The sequence below is a fragment of the Rhodovulum strictum genome, from assembly GCF_009649175.1.
In the GTDB taxonomy this organism is placed as follows: Bacteria; Pseudomonadota; Alphaproteobacteria; order Rhodobacterales; family Rhodobacteraceae; genus Rhodovulum; species Rhodovulum strictum.
In genome coordinates, this window is record NZ_WJPO01000006.1 from 107,379 (window position 1) to 130,113 (window position 22,735).

26 protein-coding genes are annotated in these 22,735 nt (G+C 67.4%); 13 read left to right on the top strand and 13 right to left on the bottom strand.

What is annotated here, in order from left to right:
• Positions 1-14: 14 nt before the first annotated feature.
• Positions 15-650 (bottom strand): ParA family partition ATPase, encoded by a 636-nt coding sequence (parA, locus tag GH815_RS06050; RefSeq protein WP_153747857.1) that lies wholly within the window; start codon positions 648-650, stop codon positions 15-17.
• Between the two features lie 184 nt (positions 651-834).
• Between parA and GH815_RS06055 the strand changes: the two genes are divergently transcribed.
• Both GH815_RS06055 and GH815_RS06060 read left to right on the top strand, forming a co-directional pair.
• Positions 835-1,554 carry a hypothetical protein gene (locus tag GH815_RS06055; protein WP_153747858.1) on the top strand — a complete coding sequence of 240 codons (720 nt, stop codon included), beginning with the start codon at positions 835-837 and terminating at the stop codon, positions 1,552-1,554.
• A 221-nt stretch (positions 1,555-1,775) separates the two neighbouring features.
• Positions 1,776-2,552, top strand: coding sequence for a Hint domain-containing protein (locus GH815_RS06060; protein WP_170290300.1), 777 nt, complete (start codon positions 1,776-1,778; stop codon positions 2,550-2,552).
• Between the two features lie 9 nt (positions 2,553-2,561).
• Here the strand turns inward: GH815_RS06060 and GH815_RS06065 are convergent, their stop codons facing one another.
• Complete coding sequence (locus tag GH815_RS06065; protein WP_153747860.1) at positions 2,562-3,062, bottom strand: Lrp/AsnC family transcriptional regulator; 501 nt, start codon at positions 3,060-3,062, stop codon at positions 2,562-2,564.
• A gap of 196 nt (positions 3,063-3,258) precedes the next feature.
• Here GH815_RS06065 and trxB point away from each other — a divergent pair, with 196 nt between their 5' ends.
• The gene (gene trxB / locus GH815_RS06070; RefSeq protein WP_153747861.1) at positions 3,259-4,200 is read left to right on the top strand and encodes a thioredoxin-disulfide reductase; all 942 of its coding nucleotides are present in this window, start codon (positions 3,259-3,261) and stop codon (positions 4,198-4,200) included.
• 48 nt (positions 4,201-4,248) lie between these two features.
• Here the strand turns inward: trxB and GH815_RS06075 are convergent, their stop codons facing one another.
• Positions 4,249-5,031 (bottom strand): histidine phosphatase family protein, encoded by a 783-nt coding sequence (locus GH815_RS06075; protein WP_153747914.1) that lies wholly within the window; start codon positions 5,029-5,031, stop codon positions 4,249-4,251.
• Between the two features lie 296 nt (positions 5,032-5,327).
• On the opposite strand from GH815_RS06075, the gene GH815_RS06080 reads away from it, so the two are divergent.
• Entirely contained in the window at positions 5,328-7,037 is a 1,710-nt protein-coding gene (locus tag GH815_RS06080) for a bifunctional sulfate adenylyltransferase/adenylylsulfate kinase (protein WP_153747862.1), read from the top strand.
• A gap of 175 nt (positions 7,038-7,212) precedes the next feature.
• Here GH815_RS06080 and GH815_RS06085 read toward each other — a convergent pair whose 3' ends face one another.
• Together GH815_RS06085 and GH815_RS06090 are read right to left on the bottom strand one after the other, a co-directional pair.
• Positions 7,213-7,440: a DUF1150 family protein gene (locus tag GH815_RS06085; RefSeq protein ID WP_153747863.1), complete on the bottom strand. Its 228-nt coding sequence runs from the start codon at positions 7,438-7,440 to the stop codon at positions 7,213-7,215.
• 14 nt (positions 7,441-7,454) lie between these two features.
• Positions 7,455-7,868 (bottom strand): Hsp20 family protein, encoded by a 414-nt coding sequence (locus GH815_RS06090; RefSeq protein WP_153747864.1) that lies wholly within the window; start codon positions 7,866-7,868, stop codon positions 7,455-7,457.
• A gap of 169 nt (positions 7,869-8,037) precedes the next feature.
• Here GH815_RS06090 and GH815_RS06095 point away from each other — a divergent pair, with 169 nt between their 5' ends.
• Genes GH815_RS06095 through GH815_RS06105 form a run of 3 tightly spaced genes read left to right on the top strand, consistent with a single transcriptional unit; the run spans position 8,038 to position 9,877 of the window.
• Positions 8,038-8,256: a YdcH family protein gene (locus tag GH815_RS06095; RefSeq protein WP_153747865.1), complete on the top strand. Its 219-nt coding sequence runs from the start codon at positions 8,038-8,040 to the stop codon at positions 8,254-8,256.
• Positions 8,257-8,316: 60 nt separating this feature from the next.
• Complete coding sequence (gene purE, locus GH815_RS06100; RefSeq protein ID WP_153747866.1) at positions 8,317-8,805, top strand: 5-(carboxyamino)imidazole ribonucleotide mutase; 489 nt, start codon at positions 8,317-8,319, stop codon at positions 8,803-8,805.
• Positions 8,798-9,877 carry a 5-(carboxyamino)imidazole ribonucleotide synthase gene (locus tag GH815_RS06105; RefSeq protein WP_153747867.1) on the top strand — a complete coding sequence of 360 codons (1,080 nt, stop codon included), beginning with the start codon at positions 8,798-8,800 and terminating at the stop codon, positions 9,875-9,877. Before purE ends, GH815_RS06105 begins: the two co-directional genes overlap by 8 nt.
• Positions 9,878-9,885: 8 nt before the next feature.
• Here the strand turns inward: GH815_RS06105 and GH815_RS06110 are convergent, their stop codons facing one another.
• Entirely contained in the window at positions 9,886-10,608 is a 723-nt protein-coding gene (locus GH815_RS06110) for an alpha/beta fold hydrolase (RefSeq protein WP_153747868.1), read from the bottom strand.
• Between the two features lie 78 nt (positions 10,609-10,686).
• Here GH815_RS06110 and GH815_RS06115 point away from each other — a divergent pair, with 78 nt between their 5' ends.
• Positions 10,687-11,133: an NUDIX domain-containing protein gene (locus GH815_RS06115; protein WP_153747869.1), complete on the top strand. Its 447-nt coding sequence runs from the start codon at positions 10,687-10,689 to the stop codon at positions 11,131-11,133.
• A 13-nt stretch (positions 11,134-11,146) separates the two neighbouring features.
• Here GH815_RS06115 and GH815_RS06120 read toward each other — a convergent pair whose 3' ends face one another.
• The 5 genes from GH815_RS06120 to GH815_RS06140 all read right to left on the bottom strand — a co-directional run bounded on the left by GH815_RS06120 (position 11,147) and on the right by GH815_RS06140 (position 15,095).
• A complete protein-coding gene (locus GH815_RS06120) occupies positions 11,147-12,808 on the bottom strand; it encodes a SulP family inorganic anion transporter (RefSeq protein ID WP_153747870.1) in 1,662 nt (553 codons plus the stop codon).
• Positions 12,809-12,932: 124 nt separating this feature from the next.
• The gene (locus tag GH815_RS06125) at positions 12,933-13,322 is read right to left on the bottom strand and encodes a hypothetical protein (protein WP_153747871.1); all 390 of its coding nucleotides are present in this window, start codon (positions 13,320-13,322) and stop codon (positions 12,933-12,935) included.
• Positions 13,312-13,947 (bottom strand): DUF5671 domain-containing protein, encoded by a 636-nt coding sequence (locus GH815_RS06130; RefSeq protein ID WP_153747872.1) that lies wholly within the window; start codon positions 13,945-13,947, stop codon positions 13,312-13,314. Before GH815_RS06130 ends, GH815_RS06125 begins: the two co-directional genes overlap by 11 nt.
• A 75-nt stretch (positions 13,948-14,022) precedes the next feature.
• A complete protein-coding gene (locus GH815_RS06135) occupies positions 14,023-14,337 on the bottom strand; it encodes a DUF1244 domain-containing protein (RefSeq protein ID WP_153747873.1) in 315 nt (104 codons plus the stop codon).
• Between the two features lie 20 nt (positions 14,338-14,357).
• A complete protein-coding gene (locus GH815_RS06140; RefSeq protein WP_153747915.1) occupies positions 14,358-15,095 on the bottom strand; it encodes an N-formylglutamate amidohydrolase in 738 nt (245 codons plus the stop codon).
• Between the two features lie 139 nt (positions 15,096-15,234).
• On the opposite strand from GH815_RS06140, the gene pyk reads away from it, so the two are divergent.
• A complete protein-coding gene (pyk, locus tag GH815_RS06145) occupies positions 15,235-16,680 on the top strand; it encodes a pyruvate kinase (RefSeq protein ID WP_153747874.1) in 1,446 nt (481 codons plus the stop codon).
• 125 nt (positions 16,681-16,805) lie between these two features.
• Here pyk and GH815_RS06150 read toward each other — a convergent pair whose 3' ends face one another.
• Entirely contained in the window at positions 16,806-17,768 is a 963-nt protein-coding gene (locus tag GH815_RS06150) for an NADPH:quinone oxidoreductase family protein (RefSeq protein WP_153747916.1), read from the bottom strand.
• Positions 17,769-18,098: 330 nt separating this feature from the next.
• On the opposite strand from GH815_RS06150, the gene GH815_RS06155 reads away from it, so the two are divergent.
• Positions 18,099-18,467 (top strand): helix-turn-helix domain-containing protein, encoded by a 369-nt coding sequence (locus GH815_RS06155; RefSeq protein WP_153747875.1) that lies wholly within the window; start codon positions 18,099-18,101, stop codon positions 18,465-18,467.
• Between the two features lie 87 nt (positions 18,468-18,554).
• The gene (locus GH815_RS06160; protein ID WP_153747876.1) at positions 18,555-19,355 is read left to right on the top strand and encodes an inositol monophosphatase family protein; all 801 of its coding nucleotides are present in this window, start codon (positions 18,555-18,557) and stop codon (positions 19,353-19,355) included.
• On the opposite strand, the gene guaD is transcribed toward GH815_RS06160, so the two are convergent.
• The gene (gene guaD, locus GH815_RS06165; RefSeq protein WP_407072165.1) at positions 19,352-20,653 is read right to left on the bottom strand and encodes a guanine deaminase; all 1,302 of its coding nucleotides are present in this window, start codon (positions 20,651-20,653) and stop codon (positions 19,352-19,354) included. The genes GH815_RS06160 and guaD overlap by 4 nt on opposite strands.
• Before the next feature lie 137 nt (positions 20,654-20,790).
• Here guaD and mgtE point away from each other — a divergent pair, with 137 nt between their 5' ends.
• Positions 20,791-22,176 (top strand): magnesium transporter, encoded by a 1,386-nt coding sequence (gene mgtE, locus GH815_RS06170; RefSeq protein WP_153747878.1) that lies wholly within the window; start codon positions 20,791-20,793, stop codon positions 22,174-22,176.
• A complete protein-coding gene (locus tag GH815_RS06175) occupies positions 22,173-22,733 on the top strand; it encodes a 5-formyltetrahydrofolate cyclo-ligase (RefSeq protein ID WP_153747879.1) in 561 nt (186 codons plus the stop codon). Before mgtE ends, GH815_RS06175 begins: the two co-directional genes overlap by 4 nt.
• The last annotated feature ends 2 nt before the right edge of the window (positions 22,734-22,735 follow it).

Here is a 22,735-nt window from a genome sequence, read left to right on the forward strand (position 1 = left end):
AACCTTGACGCAAATCATCCCCGCGCGAAGGCCAGCACCTCGTCGGCCAGCGCGGCTATCTCGGCGGCGGCCGGGCCGCGCCGCGCGGCTTCCTGCACACCCTGGCCATGGCCCAGCGTCTCGGCATAGACGACGCGGTTGGCCAACCGTGCCTCGGCCAGCGTGGCGGCAAGCCCTGCCGCAGTCTCGGCGACCTCGGCGGCCAGCCGCGTGCCCGCCTTGATCCGGTTCAGCACCACCAGCGCCGCCTTGTCCTCGCGCCGGGCCAGATCGAGAACGCCTTCGGTCGCCCACAGGTCCACATGGCTGACCGCCACGGGGACAAGCACCAGATCGGCGGCGCGCAGCGCGGGGCGCAGATCGCTGTCGGCCTTGGGGGGCGTGTCGATCAGCACGATGTCATGGGCACGGGCAAGCTTGGCGCATTCATATTCCACGCCCCAGGCCGAGGCGGTGGAAAACTCCATGTCGGACATCTCGCGCCCCTTGATCCGGGCCATGAACCAGCGTCCCAGACTGCCCTGCGGATCGGTGTCGATCAGCGCAACACCCAGCCCCCGGCTGGCATAGGCCACGGCAAGATTGGCCGCGAGCGTGGTCTTGCCCGAGCCGCCCTTCTGCTGCGCGATGGTGATGATCGTGCCGGTCATGTCCGCCCCCCGCACCTTTCCGCTGCGCCGCAGCATAGGGCGCGCGGCGCAGATTGCCCAGCCCAAAACGGCGCACGCCCCTGTGGCCGCCGCACCGCGCGCGCGGCAGAAATCGCACCCGGGGCTATCGGTCAACGGCAGGGCGATTATTCTGGCGCGGACCTCGCCCCTCAGGGAATCCCGGATGCGCCGCAGCGCCCTTTTGGCCCTGACATTCTGGCCGCTCGCCGCACCGATGGCCACGGCCGGGGCGTGGCTGCGCGACGAGGGCGCGGCGATGCTGGCCTTCGCGCATGAGATCACCGAGGCAGGCGGGTCGCGGGCGGGCTATACTTCGGTCTATGGCGAATACGGGCTCACCCCGCGGCTGACGCTGGGGCTGGACGCGGGCAAGGGCGAGGCGGCCGATGACTGGAAGGCGGTGGTCTTCCTGCGCATGGGGCGCGAATTCGACTGGCTGCCGGGCCGCGTGGCCGCCGAGTTCGGGATCGGCGCAGCGGGCACGCCCGGCGGCGAGGTCGGGGCCGTCCTGCAACCGGGGCTGAGCTGGGGGCACAGTTTCGAAACCGGGCTGGGCTGGGCCTGGGTCAATCTGGACGCCAGGGGGATCTTCGGACTTTCCGCCGCCTCCGACACCGCACCGCCCGCCTTTGCGGGCCTGCCCGTTACGCTGACCGAGGGTTACAAGCTGGACCTGACACTGGGGCTGAACCTGAGCGAGCGCACGCAGATCAGCCTCCAGATGCGCTTCGAGGATCCGGCCGAAGGCGATCAGACGCTACGCCTTGTTCCCGCCGTCGCGCGGCGTGTGGGCGATCGGGGCTGGCTCACCCTCAGCGGCATTGTCGGGCTGGAAAGGGACGGCGCATTGGGTCTGGCGCTGGGTAGCCACATAGAGTTCTGAGCGCGGCATCGCCGATTCGCACGCGGCCGGGCCGGTCCTGTCCCACCGCTCCCCTGCCCCGGACAATCACCGCTCCGCCCCCCGCATTGTCCGGGGACACCCGCGCAATGGGCAGCCCGGCTTTGACAGACAGGGCAGGATCTGGGCAGTCTCGGCGATCGTCTGTCTGCATAACGGGTGGGGGCTCTTGCAGATGTGACCAGACCGGAAGGACTGATCGCATGGGACTCCACGACCGCCACACGCCCATGGTTCGCCCGGGCGTTCCACCCGGCTATACCGCACATCTGGACCCGCGCCAGAACGGATCGCTGATGCGCCGCTACGAGGTCAACGGGCTTTGCCCTGACGGCTATCCGCAGCATTTCATCCGCGCCCTGCCCGCCGAGCCGCATATCGACGAGGCATTCGCCGCCTTCGCCCACGGGACGCTGATCGCGACACCCTCCGGGCCGGTCGCGGTCGAGGATCTGGAACCGGGGATGACCCTCAGCACGGCCGATGCCGGGGCGCGGCGGCTGATGTGGGTGGGCTCGACCGTGCTTATGCCGATGGCGGGCGCCCTGAACCGCGATCTACCGACGCTGACGCGGGTGACGGCGGACAGTCTGGGGCTTGGGCGGCCAATGGCGGATCTGATCCTGGGGCCGCGCGCGCGAATGCTGTTCCGTCACCCCGGCTGTCACGACATCCTGGGCACCGGACAGGCATTCGGCCCGGCCTCGGCCTTTGCTGACGGCATGGCCATGATCGGGCTGAAGGTGACGCGCCCGACGCGGGTCTTTCATCTGGCGCTGGAAGCGCAGCACATCCTGATGGCCAATGGCATCGAGGTCGAAAGCTATCACCCGGGCGATAATGCTGCCGACCTGATGGATCCGGCCGCGAGGCTGCGCTTTCTGGCGCTTTTCCCGCATCTGTGCGGATTCGAGGGATTCGGGCCGATGTCCCTGCCCCGGCTGACCGCCTTCGAGATGGAGCGCATGCGCGCCGCCTGAACCGCCGCCTCAGGCCTTGCGGGCAAGGCGTTCCTCGAGCACGTCAAAGGGAACGCCGGGCTCGTCCTTGGCGCCGCGGATCACCAGCGAGGTCTTGACCGAGGCGACATTCTCGGCCGCCGTCAGTTCCTCGGTCAGGAAGCTCTGAAAGGTCGAGAGGTCGGGGGCGACGCATTTCAGGATGAAATCCACCTCGCCATTCAGCATGTGGCACTCGCGCACCAGGGGCCATGCCCGGCAGCGGTTCTCGAATTTCGTCAGATCGGCCTCGGCCTGGCTTTGCAGCCCGACCATCGCAAAGACCTGCACCTCGAAGCCCAGCGCGCGGCTGTCCACATTGGCATGATAGCCGCGGATGAAGCCCGCCTCCTCCAGCGTGCGCACCCGGCGCAGACAGGGCGGCGCCGAGATGCCGACGCGGCGGGCCAGTTCCACATTGGTCATGCGCCCATCGGCCTGCAACTCGGCCAGTATCATGCGGTCGATCGCGTCGAGCTTCGCTCCGGGCATGCTGCTCCCCTCGAATTTTTGCGGATCATAGGTTCGGGACGCGTCCTGCGCAATAATGTTTCACCATTGCGCAAGATTTTAACCACCCCGCATCCGGCGCAACGCTGCGGCGGATCGGCACGGCAGGGCTTCCATGGGGCGGGGGCGCTGGCTATACCGGCCCGGCGCGGAACACCGCAAGACAGGAGAATGGCCGATGGGCGAGACGCGGCACAGCAAGGTTCTGATCATCGGCTCGGGTCCGGCGGGCTATACCGCCGCCGTCTATGCCAGCCGCGCGATGCTGGAACCGCTGCTGATCCAGGGCATCCAGCCCGGCGGACAGTTGACCATCACCACCGAGGTCGAGAACTGGCCCGGCGAGGTGGAAATCCAGGGCCCCGAGCTGATGCAGAAGATGGAGGCCCATGCCCGCGCCATGGGCACCGAGATCGTGGCCGACATCATCACCGCGCTGGACCTGTCGAAACGCCCCTTCACCGCCACGGGTGACAGCGGCACCACCTATACCTGCGACGCGCTGATCCTGGCCACGGGGGCGCAGGCGAAATGGCTGGGCCTGCCGTCCGAGGAGAAGTTCAAGGGCTTCGGCGTCTCCGCCTGCGCCACCTGCGACGGGTTCTTCTATCGCGGACAGGATGTGGCGGTGATCGGCGGCGGCAATGCGGCGGTCGAGGAGGCCCTGTTCCTGACGCGCTTCGCGTCCAAGGTGACGCTGGTGCATCGCCGGGACGAGTTGCGCGCCGAAAAGGTGTTGCAGCACCGGCTGTTCAACAATCCCAAGGTGGAAATCCTGTGGGACCATTCGCTGGACGAGATTGTCGGCACCGACACCCCGCCCGGCGTCGAAGGCATCCGCGTGCGCCATGTCCATACCGGCGCCGTGACCGAGATCCCGTGCAAGGGCGTCTTCATCGCGATCGGCCATGCGCCCGCCTCGGAACTGGTCCTGGGCCAGTTGGAAACCCATATGGGCGGCTATGTCGTGACCCAGCCCGATTCCACCGCCACCTCGATCCCCGGCGTCTTTGCCGCAGGGGATCTGACCGATCACAAGTATCGCCAGGCCGTCACCTCGGCGGGCATGGGCTGTATGGCCGCGCTGGAAGTCGAGCGCTGGCTGGCCGAACAGGGCTGAACGGGCACGCTGCCGGGAAAAGCGCCCCGGCAGCGTCAAGCCTTGCGATCAGGCCGCGCGGACGCGACGGCGAAGCGCACCGATGCCACCCAGCGCCGCCAGCAGCATCACCCCGCTTGCCGGCAACGGCACCGGCGTCGGCTCCTCGATCTCAAACGCGATGCCGTCCCAGTTTGCGACCACGGGCCGACCTGCGCTGTCCATCCGGACCTCGACGATGCCGGTATTGCGCAGGTTGTTCGCCAACGCAAACAGAAGCGGAACATTCTCGGCGAAATAGGGCATGGCCCAACCGATCGACCCGCCATGGCCGACAATGGCCACCACGCCATCCTCATCCTTGTGCGCATCGAAGATCGACCGGTAGGCAGGAACGACACGCCCCGCCAAGTCATCGAGCGACTCGGAATCCGGCACGCCTGCGATCCGGGCGGCCGTGTTCCCGCTGATCCATTCGCCGAACATCGCAAACACCGCGGCATTGTCGAGCGGCGTCGTCCCGTCGCCAAAGCTCCATTCCCGGATCGCGGGTTCGGCAACCGGCGTCAGACCAAATCGGGCCGCCGTCGGCGCGATGGTCTGCACCGCACTCTGATAGCTGCTGACATAGATCGCGGTCAGGTCCAGATCCTTCAGCGCATCGGCCAGTTCCAGCGCCTGCTGCGCACCCGCTGCTGTCAGCGGCGGGTTCACGAGATCCTCTGGCGTAGTGGCTTGACCGATATTCGCGATGGTTTGCGCGTCGCGGATGAAAAGGAACGTGGCTGCATCGGCAGCGGTCGAGAAGACGATACCGACAAGTGTGGCGGCAAGAGTGACACGCATGTTCATTCAAAACTCCCTCTGTATGTTCGAAACGGTTAACAGGCCGACATGACAGCGGCATTGCCTGAGCATGGCGACAGCGGCCTGAAGCCGCCCTCGGCAATACAGGAACGCCAGACCCGACAAGCTGGAGAGAGCATGGACAATCTCCCTTGAACCGGTGCGGTCGCGGTGACGCCGGTCCTCATTTTCCAACGCAGCCGGGTTACGCTTGAACCTTGCCGCACTTGCACGGTAAGGCGCCCGCAATGCCGGAAGGCCCCGACGGTTCACAGCTTGCGCCCAGGAAATCAGGTTTCCAGATGTCACTTTCCAATCTCACCCCGATCCCCGAGCTTTACGTATCGCCCGAAAGCGCCCAGAAACTCAAGGTCGAGGCGGGGCATCTGCCCAGTTGGGATCTGACGCCGCGCCAGATTTGCGACCTCGAGTTATTGTTGAATGGCGGGTTCAACCCCCTCAAGGGTTTCCTGTCGGAAGCCGATTACGACAGCGTGGTCGAGACCATGCGTCTCGCCGACGGCACGCTCTGGCCGATGCCGATCACGCTGGATATCTCCGAGGAGTTCGCAGCAAAGATCGAGCCTGGACAGGACATCGCGCTGCGCGATCTCGAAGGCGTGATCCTTGCCATCCTGTCCGTCACGGACAAATGGGTGCCAAACAAGGCACGAGAAGCCGAAAAGGTCTTCGGCGCCGACGATCTGGCCCATCCGGCGGTGAACTACCTGCATCACAGCGCGGGCAAGGTCTATCTGGGCGGCCCGGTGACTGGCATCCAGCAGCCGGTACATTACGATTTCCGCGGCCGCCGCGACACGCCCAACGAGTTGCGCGCCTATTTCCGCAAGCTTGGCTGGCGCCGCATCGTGGCGTTCCAGACCCGCAACCCGCTGCACCGCGCACATCAGGAACTGACCTTCCGCGCGGCGCGCGAGGCGCAGGCGAACCTGCTGATCCACCCGGTCGTGGGGATGACCAAGCCGGGCGATGTCGACCATTTCACCCGCGTGCGCTGCTATGAGGCGGTGCTGGACAAGTACCCCTCCGCCACCACCACGATGAGCCTCTTGAACCTCGCCATGCGCATGGCCGGCCCGCGCGAGGCGGTGTGGCACGGGATCATCCGCCGCAACCACGGCTGCACCCATTTCATCGTCGGCCGCGATCATGCCGGTCCCGGCAAGAACAGCCAGGGCGCCGATTTCTACGGCCCCTATGACGCGCAGGATCTGTTCAAGCAATATGCGGACGAAATCGGCATCGAGATGGTCGATTTCAAACAGATGGTATATGTGCAGGAAAAGGCACAGTATTTCCCCGTGGACGAAGTGTCCGAAGGGGCAACCGTTCTCGACATATCGGGCACCGAACTGCGCCGCCGCCTGCGCGAAGGGCTGGATATCCCCGACTGGTTCTCCTTCCCCGAGGTGGTGACCGAACTGCGCCGCACCTCGCCGCCGCGCTCGCAACAGGGCTTTACCGTGTTCTTCACCGGGCTGTCGGGCTCGGGCAAGTCAACCATCGCCAACGCGCTGATGGTCAAGCTGATGGAGATGGGCGGCCGTCCGGTGACGCTGCTCGACGGCGACGTGGTGCGCAAGCATCTGTCCTCGGAACTGGGCTTTTCCAAGGAACATCGCGACATCAACATCCGCCGCATCGGCTATGTCGCAAGCGAGATCACCAAGAATGGCGGCATAGCCATCTGCGCGCCGATCGCGCCCTATACCGCCACCCGCCGCGCCGTGCGCGAGATGATCGAAGCCTATGGCGCCTTCTGCGAGGTCCATGTCGCCACGCCCATCGAGGAATGCGAGAAACGCGACCGCAAGGGCCTCTACCGGCTCGCGCGCGAGGGCAAGATCAAGGAGTTCACCGGTATCTCGGACCCCTACGAGGCCCCGGAAACCCCCGAACTCTGCGTCGACACCACCGGCGTCGATGTCGACAACTGCGCCCATCAGGTCATCCTGAAGCTCGAACAGATGGGGCTGATCGCGGGGAACTGACCCGCCTGCAACAGGCCGCGCCGACTCACCCGGCGCGCGCCTCCTGCTTCTTCCTGGCAAAAAATACCCCCGCGCGGCGCGCGCGGCCGCAAGGCCGCGCCACGCCCAACCCCGGACAAGCGGGCGCATGCGCCCTGCGCCGGCCCGGGGCGGGAGCGCCCCCTTGCGTCCCGGTTCAGTGCACGTTGACCGGCGCCAGATCGTTCTGCCGCGCCAGCACGAAGGCCAGCTTGCGGTCGCGCACCAGCGCCAGCCGCTCGCCATTCGGCGCATGCAGCGCATAAAGCGCCTTCAGCCCCTCGGCCTCGCGCTGGACCTCTTCGGGCAGGTCCGCCACCCTGACAGACCGGATATAGACGATCCGCTCGCCGCCGCCGGGCAGGAAATCGGTTTTCGTGTCCATGGCCCTGCCCCCCGTCACGCAGTCTTGATGCGGATCGTCTGCACCACGCTCTCGGGCACCGAGCGTTGCAGATCCACATGCAGCAGCCCGTTTTCCATGGTCGCTCCCGACACTTCGACCCCGTCGGCCAGCACGAAGCTGCGCTGGAACTGACGCGCCGCGATGCCGCGATGCAGGAACACCCGGTCGGCGCCCTCCTCGGCCTGGCGGCCGCGGATCACCAGTTGCCGGTCCTCGACGGTGATCGCCAGATCCTCCTCGCGGAACCCGGCCACCGCCAGCGTGATGCGATAGCCCGTTTCCGAGGTCTGTTCGATGTTGAAGGGGGGATAGCCCTCGGTTCCGGACTTCGCCGTCCGTTCCACGAGCCGTTCGAGCTGCTCGAAACCCAGCAGGAAGGGGTGCGAGCCGAGAGTGAGTTTCGTCATATGTGCAAGTCCTTGAACAAGCGACCTGGATTCCACTACGCCCCGCATCCGCGGCGGCATTCCGGGATATGGGGGCGGCACGCGCGCCCCGCAAGTCCGGCTTCCCGCCGGGCGGCAAAACGGATATCTTAATATCGTCCGGAACCGTCGCGACTCACGCGGGAAAGCCATGAACATCGCCAGCGAGATGAACTCAGAAGAAGTCCTGCGCGTGAAGCTTGAGGTTCTGCGCCGCGAGCATCGCGATCTCGACGATGCGATCCGTGCCCTTCAGGAAAGGGGCACCGGCGACACTTTCACGCTGATGCGGCTGAAGAAGCAGAAACTCGCGCTCAAGGACCGCATCGCGCTGATCGAGGATCAGTTGACCCCCGATATCATCGCCTAGCCCGATTGCGCAGCCGCGCCGCACCGCTATAGTGCCCGCTCGCGAAACCCGGAGGGCGGAATGGCGGACGTGAAAGTGGGCATCATCATGGGCAGCCAGTCGGACTGGTCCACGATGAAAGAGGCAGCCGCGATCCTCGACGAACTCGGCGTGCCCTTTGAATCACGCATCGTTTCCGCCCATCGCACGCCCGACCGGCTGTGGGATTATGGCAAGTCCGCCGTCAGCCGCGGGCTTCAGGTCATCATCGCGGGGGCTGGCGGGGCGGCGCATCTGCCGGGCATGATGGCCTCGAAAACCCGCGTGCCGGTGATCGGGGTGCCGGTGCAGACCCGCGCCCTCAACGGTGTGGACAGCCTTTATTCCATCGTCCAGATGCCCCGCGGCTTTCCCGTCGCCACGATGGCGATCGGGGCGGCGGGCGCGGCCAATGCGGGGCTGATGGCGGTGCAGATCCTTGCGCTGACCGATCCCGTTCTGGCAGCACGGCTCGACCGCTGGCGGTCCGATCTGTCGGCCTCGATCCCCGAGGAGCCCTCCGATGACTGAGCCGCTTGCCCCCGGTGCCACGATCGGGATTCTCGGCGGTGGCCAGCTTGGCCGGATGCTGTCGGTCGCAGCCGCGCGTCTCGGCTTTCGCAGCCATATCTTCGATCCCGCCCCCGAACCGCCCGCAGGCCATGTCGCCGACCGGGTGACCACCGCGCCTTATGAGGATACCGAGGCGCTGGCCGCCTTTGCCGCTGCGGTCGATGTCGTCACCTACGAGTTCGAGAACATCCCCACCGCCGCGCTCGACGCGATCGAGGCGCGGGTGACGATCCGGCCCAACCGCCGCACGCTGGCCGTTTCGCAGGACCGGCTGACCGAAAAGGCCTTTGTCACCGAACTGGGCCTGAAGACCGCCCCCTTTGCCGCCGTCGACGACGAGGTGGATCTGGCCGAGGCGATGGCCGAGATCGGCTTGCCCGCCATCCTCAAGACCCGCCGTCTGGGCTATGACGGCAAGGGCCAGGCGCGGATCAACCGGCCCGAGGATGCGCCCGCCGCCCTTGCCGCGATGGGCGGGGCGCCTGCAATCCTGGAGGGCTTCGTGTCCTTCACCCGCGAGATCTCGGTGATTGCCGCGCGCGGGCTGACGGGCGAGGTCGCCTGTTACGATCCCGGCCTGAATGTCCATCGCGACGGCATCCTGCACACGACCCGGGTGCCCGCGCCGCTGACCGCCGCGCAGCGCACCGATGCCGTCCTGCTGGCGGGCAGGCTGTTGAACGCGCTTGATTATGTGGGCGTGATGGGGGTGGAACTGTTCGTCACCCCCGATGGCCTTCTGGTCAACGAGATTGCGCCGCGCGTACACAATTCCGGTCACTGGACGCAGGATGGCTGCATGATCGACCAGTTCGAACAGCATATCCGCGCCATTGCAGGCTGGCCGCTGGGCGACGGGTCGCGCCATTGCGATATCGAGATGGAGAACCTGATCGGCGACGATATCGCCAAGGTGCCCGCGCTGGCTCGCGATCCGGCCGTGGCGATCCATCTTTACGGCAAGGCCGAGGCGCGGCCGGGCCGCAAGATGGGGCATGTCAACCGCTGGCTTGGGCCCGCATCGTCCTGATCGTCACGTCACTCAAGGAGCCGCACCAGCGCCCCGGCCACACCCAGATCGGGCTGGAACCGACCGCTGCGCAGGAAGGCCAGCGTCTGCGCGATCACCCGGGGATCGTTCATCATGAAGGTATGCGTCACCGGCAGCACCAGATGCGCCGCCATTCCCTGCACCCGGGTCGAGGCGACCGACACCTTGCCATCATCCGCGCCGGGGATCAGCGCGGAATAAAGCGGGTTCAGGCTGCGGTCCCCGGCGATCACCCCCAGCGGGAAATCGACCGGCCCCAGCCGCTTCGGCAGGCTTTGCGGCCCGGTGCCCAGCTGCATCCCCGCCGGGCCGTTGATCCATTCGAAGGGTTCCAGCGTGCCCAGCGCATCGACCAGTTCCGAGCCCGCATTGGGCGGCCCCAGCATCACCACCCGGCCCAGATTGGCGGGCCGGTGATCGCTCAGCCAGAGCCGCAACAGGATCCCGCCCATCGAATGGGTGACGACATGCACATGCGCCATCGGCCCGCATTCGGCAAAAGCGCGTGGCAGCACGCCCGCCAGATCCTCGATCGGCGCCTCGGTCGAGGGATAATCCGCGTTCACCACCCGGTAGCCCTGGCGTTCCAGGGCCTGTTCCATCAGCAGCATCGAATCCGAACTGCGCGCAAGCCCGTGCAGCAGAATGACGCAATCGGACCGGGCGGGGGCGGACAGGGCTAACAGCAGAATCAGGACAAGACGCAGCATCGTCCTGATCTAGGCGCGCAGGCGCCCGGTTTCGAGGGGGCGCTTGCGCAGCGGCAACGGGCCGGGCAGTCTCGCGCCATGACAGCCCCCACGCCCCGCCTTGCCGTCCGCGCGCTGATCCTGCACGAAAACCGGCTGTTGCTGGTCAATGCCTGGCCCGGCGGGGTCAGCGACCTGTGGTGCGCGCCGGGCGGCGGAGTCGAGCGCGGCAGTTCCCTGCCCGACAACCTCGCCCGCGAGGTGCATGAGGAAACCGGCCTGCGCGTCGCGGTCGGCACGCCCTGCCTGGTGAACGAGTTCCACGACCCCGGCCACCCGTTTCACCAGGTCGACATCTATTTCCGCTGCACGATCACCGGCGGCACGCTTGATGCCGACTGGCGCGACCCCGATGGCGTGGTGACCGTGCGCCGCTTTTTCGCCCGCGACGAGATGGCCGCGATCCGCTTCAAGCCCGACAGCCTGCCCCGCGCTGCCTGGGAGGACGCGGTGATCTATGACCCGCTGGAGCCGTTGATCCGCTGACACCGCGCCCCGGTCACTCGCCAAGCCGCGCCCGGGCTGCCAGCGTGTCGGTGGCCGTGGCCACGGCCGCAGGCAACCCGGCGGCACGCAACATATCCATATGCTGGGGATGCGGCCCGGCCAGCGTCACCTCCATGCCCTGATCCAGCGCCTTCCTGACGAACCCGCTCAGGCTGTGGGCGCCGGTCATGTCCAGAACCGGCACATCGGCAAGGTCGATGATCAGGTGACGGGGCCGCGCCACGATCCGGTCCAGCACGCTTTCGATGACCGGGGCCGAGCCGAAGAAATAGGCCCCGGTCAGCCGCAGCACCACCGTCCGGCGGCTTTCGCCCCGATCCTCGGGGCGCGGGTCGGTGTCGCTTTCGTCCATGGTGGCGTCCACGCCGCTCATCTGCGCCATGCGGTGCAGGAAGACCAGCGCGCCCAGCGCAAGGCCAAGGATGATCGCCTCGGTCAGGTCGCGCAGCACGGTGGTCACCAGCGTTGCCAGCAGCACCACCGCCTCGGCGCGCGAGGTACGGGCCAGCGTCACGATGGCCTTGACGTCGACCATGTGCAGCGAGACCGAGATCAGCACGCCCGCAAGCGCCGCGATGGGGATGGCGCTGGCAAGCGGGGCCAGCAGCAGCACCACGGCCAGCAGCGCAAGCGCATGGATCATGCCCGCGACGGGGCCATGCGCCCCCGCACGCACATTGGTCGCGGTGCGCGCAATGGTGCCGGTGACGCAGAACCCGCCGAAACAGGCCGCGCCCATATTGGCGATGCCCTGCCCTATCAGTTCCACATTCGAGCGATGCCGTCGGCCGGTCATCGAATCCGCCACCACCGCGGACAGAAGCGACTCGATCGCGCCCAGCAGCGTGAAGGCCAGCGCGTCGGGCAGAACGGCCAGCACCTTGTCCCATGTGAATTCGGGCAGCGATGGGGCTGGCAGGCTTTGCGCGATGCCGCCAAAGGCCGTGCCGATGGTCGGCACGTCGAGTTTCAGCAGCCAGACCGTCAGCCCCGCCAGCGCGATCGCCGCCAGCATGCCCGGAAAGCGCGGGGCATGGCGGCGCTGCACGAGGATGAAGCCGAAGGTGCCGATGCCCAGCAGCAGGTTCAGGGGGCTCAGCGTCGGCATCGCCGCCCACAGCACGGGCAGCTTTTCAAGGAAGGGGCCGGGTTCCGGGCCATCGAGCGTGAGCCCCAGAAAGGGCCGCATCTGGCTGGCCAGGATGATCAGGCCGATCCCCGCGGTGAAACCCACCGTCACCGGATAGGGGATGTATTTCACGAAGCCGCCCAGCCGGAACGCGCCCAGCGCGCTCAGCATCAGCCCCGACAGGAAGGTGGCCAGCATCAGCCCGTCAAGCCCGTGGCGCTGGACGGTCGCCAGCACCAGCACGATGAAGGCCCCCGCCGGGCCGCCGATCTGGTAACGGCTGCCGCCAAGGAAAGACACGAGGAAGCCGCCGACAATGGCCGTGACCAGCCCGCGATCGGGCGGCACACCAGAGGCGATCGCGATGGCCAGCGACAGCGGCAGCGCCACCACCGCCACGGTCAGCCCCGCGATCAGGTCGGCGCGGAACTGGCGCAGACCGTAGCCCTCGGCCAGGACCGAAACGAGTTTCGGCGTGAACTGGAGGAAGGGCGAACTGTGCGGGGCCATGGCACTCCTCGGCATCGGGATGTCCCGGATCCGGAAACGCCGCCCCCTGCCTTGCGGTCGGGGCGGCGCGTTCGGGCCGAGTCGGGGTCAGTCTATCGCGAAATCCGCATCGCGGAAGGGGGTCGGCCCCGGGCCGTTTTCAGGGCCGATGGGGAAAGACCACACAGCCCGTCGCGGGGTCGAGATCGCTGCGGCGGGTATCCCGCAACCACTCGGCGTCCTCAAACCCAGCGCACAGCCGGAACGCGCCCTCGGGAAGCCGTTCATAGCGATAGGGCGCGCCGGTAAAGGGATCGGCCAGACGGATATCGCGCGGGCAGGCATCGCTCGGCGCAAGGGTTTCGGGCAGATCCCCGGTTCGGGCCAGACAATGGGCCAGATCGGCCAGCCCCTGCAAATCCGCCAGCCGGGTCGCGTCCCGCTTCTCCATCCGCCCCTTGCCCGGCCCGCCCGTGGCCAGCAGGCCAAGCCCCACCAACCCAACGACAAGGATGGCCAGAAGCGCGCGGGCCAACCCCTCAGCCCGCATCGTCGGGCTCCGCCATCTCGCCGCGGAAATAGACCAGCACGATACCCGCCGTCACCGCGACCAGCCCCGCCTTGGCAAGGAAACGCAGGGTCAGATCGCCGCCCAGCGCCGCATAGATGACCGCGATCAGGTCGCCCAGCAGCGCAAGCGTGGCCAGAAACAGCGTCAGATGCCCGAACCACCGCCGCACCGCCGAGCGCCGCACCCCCTGATCGCGCCGCGCCGCCCGGGTCGTGCGCTGGTTCAGGATCAGAAACAGCGGGAAGAACACCACGAGCGAGGCAATCGACCAGCGGATCGCATCGGCCGAATAATACGTCGCAGGATCGCTCAGCGACGGGATCCAGCGGTCGATCAGCCGAAAGCCCAGCGCGGTGACATGCCAAGTGGTCATCGCCAGCGCGAGGAACATCAACCCGTAGACGAAGGCCTCGCTGGCCGAAACATAGGGGCGCGGGCGCGGCACAGGGGGCAGGAAATCGCCCTCTGCCCAAGCGCCCAGCGCCTCGGCGGTTTCGGTCTCGGTCCAGCCGGCCGCGCGCAGGGCCGCGGCAATCTCGAGGCGGCTGCGCCCGGCGGACAGCGCCTCGGCCACGAATTGCGACAATTGCTCGGCGGGACGCATGGGCGGGCTCCGGGGCTCTGGCGCGGCCAGTCTGGCAGAACCGCAATGCCGCGCCTTGATGCAGGTCAGCCGGGCTCAGTCGCGGGGGCCGACATTATCGGCAAAGGCCCTTTCGAACGCAGCCTGTTTCTCGGGGCTTGCCTCGGTCTGGTGGGCGGCCTTCCAGTCGTCATAGGGCATGCCGTAGAAATCGGCGCGCGCCTCGGCCTGGGACATCGCGATGCCACGCTCGGCCGCGGCCTCCTGCACCCAGCGTGACAGGCAGTTGCGGCAGAAGCCCGCCAGATTCATCAGGTCGATATTCTGCACATCCGGCCGATCCTCCATCAGGTGCCGGCGCAGGCGGCGAAAGGCGGCGGCCTCAAGCTCGGTTCGGGTTGCGTCGTCCATTGTCTTTCCTCCTCCTCGTGTCAAAGCCCGGTTTCGACCAGTACCCCGGTCAGGATCGGCGCCAGCCGCTCGGCCCAGCCGATCTGGTCGGCCTCGGTCGCGATCACGTCGTTGCGCAGCTCGATCAGCACATTGGGCAAACCGTTGGCGATGGCATGGCGGTCGATGGCATCGCCCGGCAGATGGCCGCCATAGGGTTCGTTCTCGCCCACGCACAGATCGGGCTCGCGCCGCAGACGGTCGATCAGGGGTCGCGCCAGCCGGTCGTCGGCAGCATGCAGGATGCCGATCTGCCAGGGCCGCGGATCGCGCCCGGCAAGACGCGGCGTAAAGCTGTGAACCGAAACGAAGACCGTGCCCGGACGCCGCGCCAGCCGGGCCAGTTCGGCATCATAGGGCCGCCAGAACGCTGCCAGACGCCGCAGCGTTTCGGCCTCGTCCACCGCCCGGTTCGCCGGGATCACGGTGCCGTCGTAAAGCCGCATCACCAGCGTCGGATCGTCCTCGCCCCGGTTCGGGTCGATCACCAGCCGCGAGAAGCGGCTTGCGACGTAAGGTGCCCCCAGCACTTCGGCCAGCCGCCGCGCCACGCCTGCCGCCCCCGGATCCCAGGCGATGTGCCGGGCCATGTCGAGCGGTGCGATCCCCAGATCGCCCCCGTTCACCGAAGGCGGCACGATATTGGTGGCATGATCGCAGGTCACCAGCCAGCGGGACATGCGCCCCGCCTCGATCGTCTCGAACGGCTGATAGGTCATGTGCGTGTCATCTTTCACGGTGACAAGCCTATAGGACAGCCGCGGCAGAAGCACCAGTTGTCACCGGGCCGGGTTTTGCCCTAGAGAGTGTGTACCGGCGCATACACCCGCGCCGGGTTCAGCCAAACGATGGGGCAGGATGAGACGTCTACGCAACCTCAAGGTCGTGGCCACGCTGGGTCCGGCCTCCGACGATTACGACATGATCCGCAAGCTGTTCGAGGCGGGAGCCGATGTGTTCCGTCTGAACATGAGCCATGGTGCGCATGAGGAAATCGCGCGCCGCCACGCGATCATCCGCCAGATCGAACAGGATACCGGACGGCCCATCGCGATCCTTGCCGACCTGCAAGGGCCGAAACTGCGCTGCGGGGTCTTTGCCAATGGCGCGGCGGATCTTGAGGATGGCCAGGAATTCCGCCTCGATCTCGATCCCACCCCCGGCGAGGCGCATCGGGTGCAACTGCCCCATCCCGAGATCTTCGCCGCGCTGGAACCGGGCGCGTCGCTGCTGGTCAATGACGGCAAGATCCGGCTGAAGGTCAGGGAATGCGGCCCCGATTTCGCGAATTGCGAGGTGGTCGTGGGCGGCACGATCTCGAACCGCAAGGGCGTGAACGTGCCCGATGTGGTGCTGCCGCTCGCCGCCCTGTCCGACAAGGACCGGCGCGATCTGGCCTTCGTGCTGGAACTCGGGATCGACTGGATCGCGCTCAGCTTCGTGCAACGCCCCGAGGACGTAACCGAGGCCCGCGCGATCGTCGGCGACCGCGCCGCGATCCTGTCCAAGATCGAGAAACCCGCCGCCGTGAAATGCTTTGACGAGATTCTGGCCGTGTCGGACGGGATCATGGTAGCGCGCGGCGATCTGGGGGTGGAAATCCCCGTGCAGAACGTGCCGCCGATCCAGAAACGGCTGGTGCGCGCCTGCCGGTCCGCGGCCAAGCCAGTGATCGTCGCCACCCAGATGCTGGAAAGCATGATCGAAAGCCCGATGCCCACCCGCGCCGAGGTCTCGGACGTGGCAACCGCGATCTATGAAGGGGCGGATGCGGTGATGCTGTCGGCCGAATCCGCGGCCGGGCAATACCCGATCGAGGCAGTGACCACGATGAACAACGTGGCGATCGAGGTCGAAAGCGACCCGACCTATCGCACCATCATCGAATCAAGCCGTCAGGCCAGCCGCACCACGATCGCCGACGGCATCGTTGCCGCCGCGCGCGAGATCGCCGAGACCACAGACATCAAGGCGATCTGCTGCTTCACCGAAAGCGGCACCACCGCGCTCAAGACCGCCCGCGAACGCCCGCGCGTGCCGATCCTCGCCCTGACCCCCTATGCCGCCACGGCGCGGCGGCTCTGCCTGTCCTGGGGGATCAACTGCTATTTCAACGACAAGGTCGAACGCTTCAAGATGGCCGTGGTCAGCGCCGCCCGCGCAGCCCGTGCCGGCGGCTATGGCGATGGCGAGGACCGGATCATCGTGATCGCGGGCCTGCCCTTCAACATCCCCGGTTCGACCAACATCCTGCGCGTGGCCCCCTGCGAGGAAAGGCTGATCTTCAACGTCGAACCGGAATAAGGGCGCGGGCCTACAGGGACCGGAGGAAGCAGGCGCCCCATGATCTTCTTCTGGCCGCAAATATCCCGGGGGGAGTCCGCAAGGACGAGGGGGGCAGAGCCCCCCCGCGCCCTGTGACCCCCGGATCACCCCATCGTGATCACGACCTTGCCCGTCGCCCTGCGCTCGCGCAACAGCGTCAGCGCCTCCTCCGCGCGCTCAAGCGGCAGCACATGGCTCACATGCGGGCTCAGCCCGCCTTCGGCATACCAGCGAAACAGCGTCGCCAGACTGTCGGTCAGCACCTCGGGCCGGAAGGCCAGATAGCCGCCCCAGTAAAGTCCCATCACGCTCAGGTTCTTGACCATCAGGTGATTGGCCTTGATCTGCGGCACGTCGCCCGAGGCGAAACCGATCACCAGGATCCGCGCCTCGGGCTTGCAGGCCCGCATCGCCGCGGTGAACAGGTCGCCGCCGACCGGGTCATAGACCACATCCGCGCCGCCCAGCGCCAGCACCGCCTCGCGCAGATCGCCCGCATCGCTGTCGATCAGGTGATCGGCCCCGGCGGCGCGCGCCACCTCCAGCCGCTCGGCTCCGCGGGCGCAGGCGATCACGCGCGCGCCCATCCGCTTGCCGATCTCGACCGCGGTCAGCCCCACGCCCCCCGCCGCGCCCAGCACCAGAAGCGTCTCGCCCGGTTGCAGCCGCGCCTTGTGGTTCAGCGCGACATGGCTGGTGCCATAGGCAACCTGAAACGCCGCCGCCGCCTCGAATGTCATGCCTTCGGGCAGCGGCACGCAGCGGTCGGCCGGGAAGCAGCCTGCCTCGGCCAGCCCCCCCGATCCGGCAAAAACCGCGACGCGACGGCCCAGAAGCCCGGGATCGACGCCCCCGCCCAGCGCCTCGACGGTGCCAGCCAACTCCATGCCCAGCGTCACGGGCAGCGGCGGACGTTCCTGATAGCGGCCCTCGATCATCAGAAGATCGGCGAAGTTCAGCCCGCAGGCCGCAATCCGGACCCGCACGGCACCCGGCCCGGGCTCGGGCAGGGCAACCTTGTCCAGTTGCGCAGCGGCGCCGAATTCGGCGATCCGGAAGGCCCGCATCATGTGTTACTCCTGTAGCAAGGTGATTCCCGGCGAAGGGTAATCGCAGGCAGGCCCGGGGGCCAGCGGCCACAAATTCGCAATATGCAACGGGCGCTGCGCGCGTGATTTTTGCAAAACGCAAAGGCATCGGCGGAATTTCGCGCCCTGCAACCCATGCGTGAGCAACACTTTGTCGACTTTACCCTAGATAAGCCCTTCTCAGGGCACTCAGAGAAAATAATTATCTTTCGTCTGCAACGTGTTGATGACAAGGTACACGCATTGGTTGCCATCGCAAGCAATTTGGCACGCAATTTGCTTTATGATGGGTGTTAGAGGAGTTCGCCTATGAAACACCCCGTTGATGTCCATGTGGGCAAACGAATAAGACACCGCCGCTGGATGGTGGGCATGACCCAGCAACAACTGGCCGAGAAGGTCGGGATCAAGTTCCAGCAGATCCAGAAGTACGAAACCGGCATGAACCGCGTCAGCGCCTCCCGGCTGTGGGATATCGCCGATGCGCTCGATGTGCCGGTCAGTTTCTTCTTCGAAGGGATCGACGGCAAGGCGGCAGAACCCGCCGGGCAGGGCATGCCCGACGATATCCTGTCGGACAAGGAGGCGCTGGAACTGGTGCGCTCCTACTACGCGATCCCGGAAAACCAGCGGCGTCGGCTGTTCGAACTGGCGCGGGTGCTGAGCGACGTCGCCTGACGCGCGCGCTTGACGGAACCCGGCCGGGCGGATACCGCCCGGGCCAAGGGCGTAGCCCGCCGTTCCGCAAGCCAGCCTGGAGGCAGAATGCCCCATTTTTCCCCCGACGACCTGATCGCCACCGCCCATGCGCTGGCGGATGCCGCGCGTGTGGCAACGCTTGCCCATTTCCGGGGTGCCGCGCTGGGGGTCGAGAACAAGGCCGGGGCCGGTTTCGATCCGGTGACGCAGGCCGACCGCGAGGCCGAGGCGGCGATGCGTGCGGTTCTCGCCGAACGAAGGCCGGATGATGCGATCCTTGGCGAAGAACTTGCCGGGGTTGCGGGCACCAGCGGGCTGACCTGGGTGCTGGACCCGGTGGACGGCACCCGCAGCTTCATGTGCGGCACACCGACCTGGGGCGTCCTGATCGCGGTGGCGGATGAGACCGGGCCGCTCTTCGGCATGATCGACCAGCCCTATATCGGCGAGCGCTTCATGGGCGGGCTGGGACTGGCAGAGTTGCACGCGCCGTCGGGCCGGTTTCCGCTTAAGACGCGCCCGCCGCGGCCTCTGGCCGAGGCTTCGCTGTTCACCACATTTCCCGAAATCGGCAGCCCGGAGGAGGCCCGCGCCTTTGCCGACCTCGCCGGACAGGTTCGCCTGACGCGCTACGGGCTGGACTGCTATGCCTATGCGCTGGTGGCGCTGGGCCAGATCGACCTGGTGGTGGAGGCGGGATTGCAGCCTTATGACATCCAGGCCCCGATCGCGGTGATCGAGGCAGCGGGCGGCATCGTGACCGACTGGCGCGGCGGCCCGGCACATCAGGGCGGGCGTGTTGTGGCGGCGGCGAACCGCGCGATCCATGCCGAGGCGCTGGCCATCCTGTCCCGCGCGCCGGACTAGCCGCGCGGCGCTTCGGCGGGGCGCAGGCGCTGACCGTTCACCCAGACCCCGGCAATAGCGCGGTCATCGCCCATCATGATCGTCGGGAAGACCGCTTCCCAGAACGTCTCTGCCCGCGCGCTGCGCTGTGCGATGGCCTGGGTCGATGCCAGGTCGAGGGCGATCAGGTCGGCCTCCATCCCCGGCGCCAGATTGCCGATCCGGTCAGCCATCCCCATCGCCCGCGCCCCCCCGGCCGTGGCCAGCCACCACAGTTCCGCCGGGTGCAGCGCCCGGCCGCGCAACTGGCAGATTTCATAGGCGGCGGCCATGGTGCGCAGCATCGAGAAGGACGAGCCGCCGCCGGTATCGGTGGCCAGCCCCACGCGCTGGCCCTCGGCGGTCAGCCCGGCCATGTCGAACAGCCCCGAGCCGATGAAGGCATTCGAGGTCGGGCAATGGATCAGCGCCGCGCCCGTCTCGCGCAGCCGCATCCGCTCGCGCCCGGTCAGGTGGATGCAATGGCCGAACAGCGCGCCCGGCCCCAGCAGCCCCGCGCGTTCGTAGACATCCAGATAGTCGCGCGCCTCGGGGTAGAGCGCGCGCACCCAGTCCAGTTCCTCGGTCTGTTCGCTCAGATGGGTCTGCATCAGGCAGGTCGGATGCTCGGCCCAGAGCGTGCCCAGCGCGTCCAGTTGCTCGGGCGTCGAGGTCGGCGCAAAGCGCGGCGTGATCGCATAGACGAGCCGCCCCCGCCCATGCCAGCGCGCGATCAGCGCGGCACTTTCGTCATGTGCGCGCCCGGCCGTGTCGCACAGGCCGGGCGGCGCGTTGCGGTCCATGCAGGTCTTGCCCGCCGCGATCCGCATCCCCCGCGCCTCGGCCGCCGCAAAAAGGGCATCGACGCTTTCAGGATGGCTGGTGCAGAAGCTTGCGACCGTCGTGGTGCCATGGGCCAGTACGAGGTCGAGATAGCGCGCCGCCACCGCGGCGGCATGGGCCGGGTCGGCAAAGCGCATCTCCTCGGGGAAGGTATAGGTATTCAGCCAGTCGATCAGCCGCTTGCCCCAGCTCGCGATGATGCCGGTCTGGGGGTAATGGGCATGGGCATCGACGAACCCGGCCGACAGCAGCGCCGCCCCCAGATCGGTGATCCGGGCGCCGGGATGGGCGGCGCGCAGCGCGTCCGCGGCCCCGACCGCCACGATCCGGCCCGCCTCGACCAGGACGCCGCCGCGGGTCTCGATCCGCGCGGCCTCCAGACCCTCGGCAAAGGGATCGGCCGCGAAATGCAGCACCTGCCCAAGGATCAGTTCCACCGCCACCCCCCTGCCCTGTCCGCTTCGGTCGCGCAAACCCTATGGGTGCGCGCGGGCAGCGTAAATCCCGCATCGCACCCTGTTGTCCGGCCGCCCGTTTCGCTATGGTGCGCGCAAAGCAGGAGGCAGGGCCGGGCATGAACGACGAGGTCATCGACAAGACCGCCGCCGACGAGGACGGCTTTGCGCTCGACAACCGGACGGTGTCGGCGGTTCTTCTGGCCGTGGCCGCGGGCGATGGCGCGCGGCTGGGCGAGTTGCTGGAACCGATGCACTCGGCCGATATCGCCGACCTTCTGGAACAGGTCGATTCCGGGCGGCGGCGCGAGATCCTGTTGCTGGCGCCCTGGCATTTCGATGGCGAGGTGCTGTCCGAACTGGACGAGACCCTGCGCGAGGAGGTGATCGCCTTCCTGCCGCCCGAGGTGCTGGCCGAGGCGGTGCGCGATCTCGACTCGGATGACGTGGTCGACCTGATCGAGGATCTGGAACCGCCCCAGCAAGAGGCGATCCTTGACGCGCTGGAGGATGCCGACCGGGTCGCGGTCGAACAGGCGCTTGGCTATCCGGAATATTCCGCGGGCCGCCTGATGCAGCGCGAGGTGGTGCGCGCGCCCGAACACTGGACCGTGGGCGAAACCATCGACCACATGCGCGCCAACAAGAAGACCCTGCCCGACCAGTTCTATCATGTGATCGTGGTCGATCCCGGCATCCGGCCGGTGGGCTATGTGACGCTGGGCAAGCTTCTGTCGGCGAAACGCTCGGTGCCGCTGACCGATATCCTGGAGGACAGCTTCCGCACGATCCCGGTCACCCAGCCCGGCGCCGAGGTGGCCTATCTGTTCAAGCAGTATCACCTGATCTCGGCCCCGGTGGTGGACGAAGGCGGGCGTCTGGTGGGTGTCATCACCATCGACGACGCGATGAACGTACTCGACGAGGAGCACGAGGAGGACTACCTGCGGCTCGCCGGTGTGGGCGATACCAGCCTCAGCGACAAGGTGCTGACCACCGCCAAGGGGCGCTTTCCCTGGCTGATGGTGAACCTTGTGACGGCGAATGTCGCGGCGTCGGTGATCTCGCAATTCGAGGCGACGATCCAGCAGATCGTGCTTCTGGCGGTGCTGATGCCGATCGTGGCCTCGATGGGCGGCAATGCGGGCACGCAATCGCTGGCCGTCGCTGTGCGCGCGCTGGCCACCCGCGATCTGACAGCGTCCAACACCTGGCGCGTGGTCCGGCGCGAGGCGCTGGTGGGGGTGCTGAACGGCCTGGCCTTCGGCGCGATGATGGGGGCGGTGGTCGCGCTGTGGTTCGGCGAGCCGATGATCGGCGCGGTGATCGCGGTGGCCTTGCTGCTGACGCTGATCGGCGCGGCGGTGGGCGGAGTACTGATCCCGATTGCGCTGGAACGGGCGGGGGTCGATCCGGCGGTTGCCTCGGGCCCCTTCGTGACGACGATAACCGACATCGTGGGCTTCTTCGTGTTCCTCGGCATCGCAACCATGGTGCTGTTATGACCGCCGACAAGGCCGCGCTGCGGACCGAAACCCTGGCCCGGCGTGCCGCCCTGCCGGATGCGACGCGCGCGGGTCAGGCCGCTTGCGCGCGGCTTCTGGCGCTGCTGGCCGGGCATAGGGGCCGGCCCGCATCGGGCTACATGCCCATGCGCGGCGAGATCGACCCCCTGCCCGCCATGGCGGCGCTGGCTGCGCATGGCCCGGTGGGCGTGCCGGTGATCGTGGCAAGGGACAGGCCGCTGGACTTTCACCTCTGGACGCCGGAGGGCGCGATGCAGCCCGGCCGCTTCGGCGCCGCGGTGCCGGTGTCGGCCGTGCCGATGCGGCCCGAACTGGTGATCGTGCCGCTGGTCGCCTTTGACCGCAGCGGCGCGCGGCTGGGATATGGCGGCGGGTTCTACGACCGGACGCTGGAACGGCTGCGCGCGCAGGGGCCGGTTCTGGCGGTGGGCCTTGCCTTTGGCGCGCAAGAGGTGGCGCGCGTGCCGGTCGAGCCGACGGACCAGCGCCTTGACGCCATCGTGACCGAGGCGGAAGCGATCCGCATCGCGCTGTAACC

Excerpts from the sequence above, each read along its gene's own strand:
- parA (WP_153747857.1), bottom strand. The coding sequence starts at position 650 with ATGACCGGCACGATCATCACCATCGCGCAGCAGAAGGGCGGCTCGGGC.
- GH815_RS06055 (WP_153747858.1), top strand. The coding sequence starts at position 835 with ATGCGCCGCAGCGCCCTTTTGGCCCTGACATTCTGGCCGCTCGCCGCA.
- GH815_RS06060 (WP_170290300.1), top strand. The coding sequence starts at position 1,776 with ATGGGACTCCACGACCGCCACACGCCCATGGTTCGCCCGGGCGTTCCA.
- GH815_RS06065 (WP_153747860.1), bottom strand. The coding sequence starts at position 3,062 with ATGCCCGGAGCGAAGCTCGACGCGATCGACCGCATGATACTGGCCGAG.
- trxB (WP_153747861.1), top strand. The coding sequence starts at position 3,259 with ATGGGCGAGACGCGGCACAGCAAGGTTCTGATCATCGGCTCGGGTCCG.
- GH815_RS06075 (WP_153747914.1), bottom strand. The coding sequence starts at position 5,031 with ATGAACATGCGTGTCACTCTTGCCGCCACACTTGTCGGTATCGTCTTC.
- GH815_RS06080 (WP_153747862.1), top strand. The coding sequence starts at position 5,328 with ATGTCACTTTCCAATCTCACCCCGATCCCCGAGCTTTACGTATCGCCC.
- GH815_RS06085 (WP_153747863.1), bottom strand. The coding sequence starts at position 7,440 with ATGGACACGAAAACCGATTTCCTGCCCGGCGGCGGCGAGCGGATCGTC.
- GH815_RS06090 (WP_153747864.1), bottom strand. The coding sequence starts at position 7,868 with ATGACGAAACTCACTCTCGGCTCGCACCCCTTCCTGCTGGGTTTCGAG.
- GH815_RS06095 (WP_153747865.1), top strand. The coding sequence starts at position 8,038 with ATGAACATCGCCAGCGAGATGAACTCAGAAGAAGTCCTGCGCGTGAAG.
- purE (WP_153747866.1), top strand. The coding sequence starts at position 8,317 with ATGGCGGACGTGAAAGTGGGCATCATCATGGGCAGCCAGTCGGACTGG.
- GH815_RS06105 (WP_153747867.1), top strand. The coding sequence starts at position 8,798 with ATGACTGAGCCGCTTGCCCCCGGTGCCACGATCGGGATTCTCGGCGGT.
- GH815_RS06110 (WP_153747868.1), bottom strand. The coding sequence starts at position 10,608 with ATGCTGCGTCTTGTCCTGATTCTGCTGTTAGCCCTGTCCGCCCCCGCC.
- GH815_RS06115 (WP_153747869.1), top strand. The coding sequence starts at position 10,687 with ATGACAGCCCCCACGCCCCGCCTTGCCGTCCGCGCGCTGATCCTGCAC.
- GH815_RS06120 (WP_153747870.1), bottom strand. The coding sequence starts at position 12,808 with ATGCCGAGGAGTGCCATGGCCCCGCACAGTTCGCCCTTCCTCCAGTTC.
- GH815_RS06125 (WP_153747871.1), bottom strand. The coding sequence starts at position 13,322 with ATGCGGGCTGAGGGGTTGGCCCGCGCGCTTCTGGCCATCCTTGTCGTT.
- GH815_RS06130 (WP_153747872.1), bottom strand. The coding sequence starts at position 13,947 with ATGCGTCCCGCCGAGCAATTGTCGCAATTCGTGGCCGAGGCGCTGTCC.
- GH815_RS06135 (WP_153747873.1), bottom strand. The coding sequence starts at position 14,337 with ATGGACGACGCAACCCGAACCGAGCTTGAGGCCGCCGCCTTTCGCCGC.
- GH815_RS06140 (WP_153747915.1), bottom strand. The coding sequence starts at position 15,095 with ATGACCTATCAGCCGTTCGAGACGATCGAGGCGGGGCGCATGTCCCGC.
- pyk (WP_153747874.1), top strand. The coding sequence starts at position 15,235 with ATGAGACGTCTACGCAACCTCAAGGTCGTGGCCACGCTGGGTCCGGCC.
- GH815_RS06150 (WP_153747916.1), bottom strand. The coding sequence starts at position 17,768 with ATGCGGGCCTTCCGGATCGCCGAATTCGGCGCCGCTGCGCAACTGGAC.
- GH815_RS06155 (WP_153747875.1), top strand. The coding sequence starts at position 18,099 with ATGAAACACCCCGTTGATGTCCATGTGGGCAAACGAATAAGACACCGC.
- GH815_RS06160 (WP_153747876.1), top strand. The coding sequence starts at position 18,555 with ATGCCCCATTTTTCCCCCGACGACCTGATCGCCACCGCCCATGCGCTG.
- mgtE (WP_153747878.1), top strand. The coding sequence starts at position 20,791 with ATGAACGACGAGGTCATCGACAAGACCGCCGCCGACGAGGACGGCTTT.
- GH815_RS06175 (WP_153747879.1), top strand. The coding sequence starts at position 22,173 with ATGACCGCCGACAAGGCCGCGCTGCGGACCGAAACCCTGGCCCGGCGT.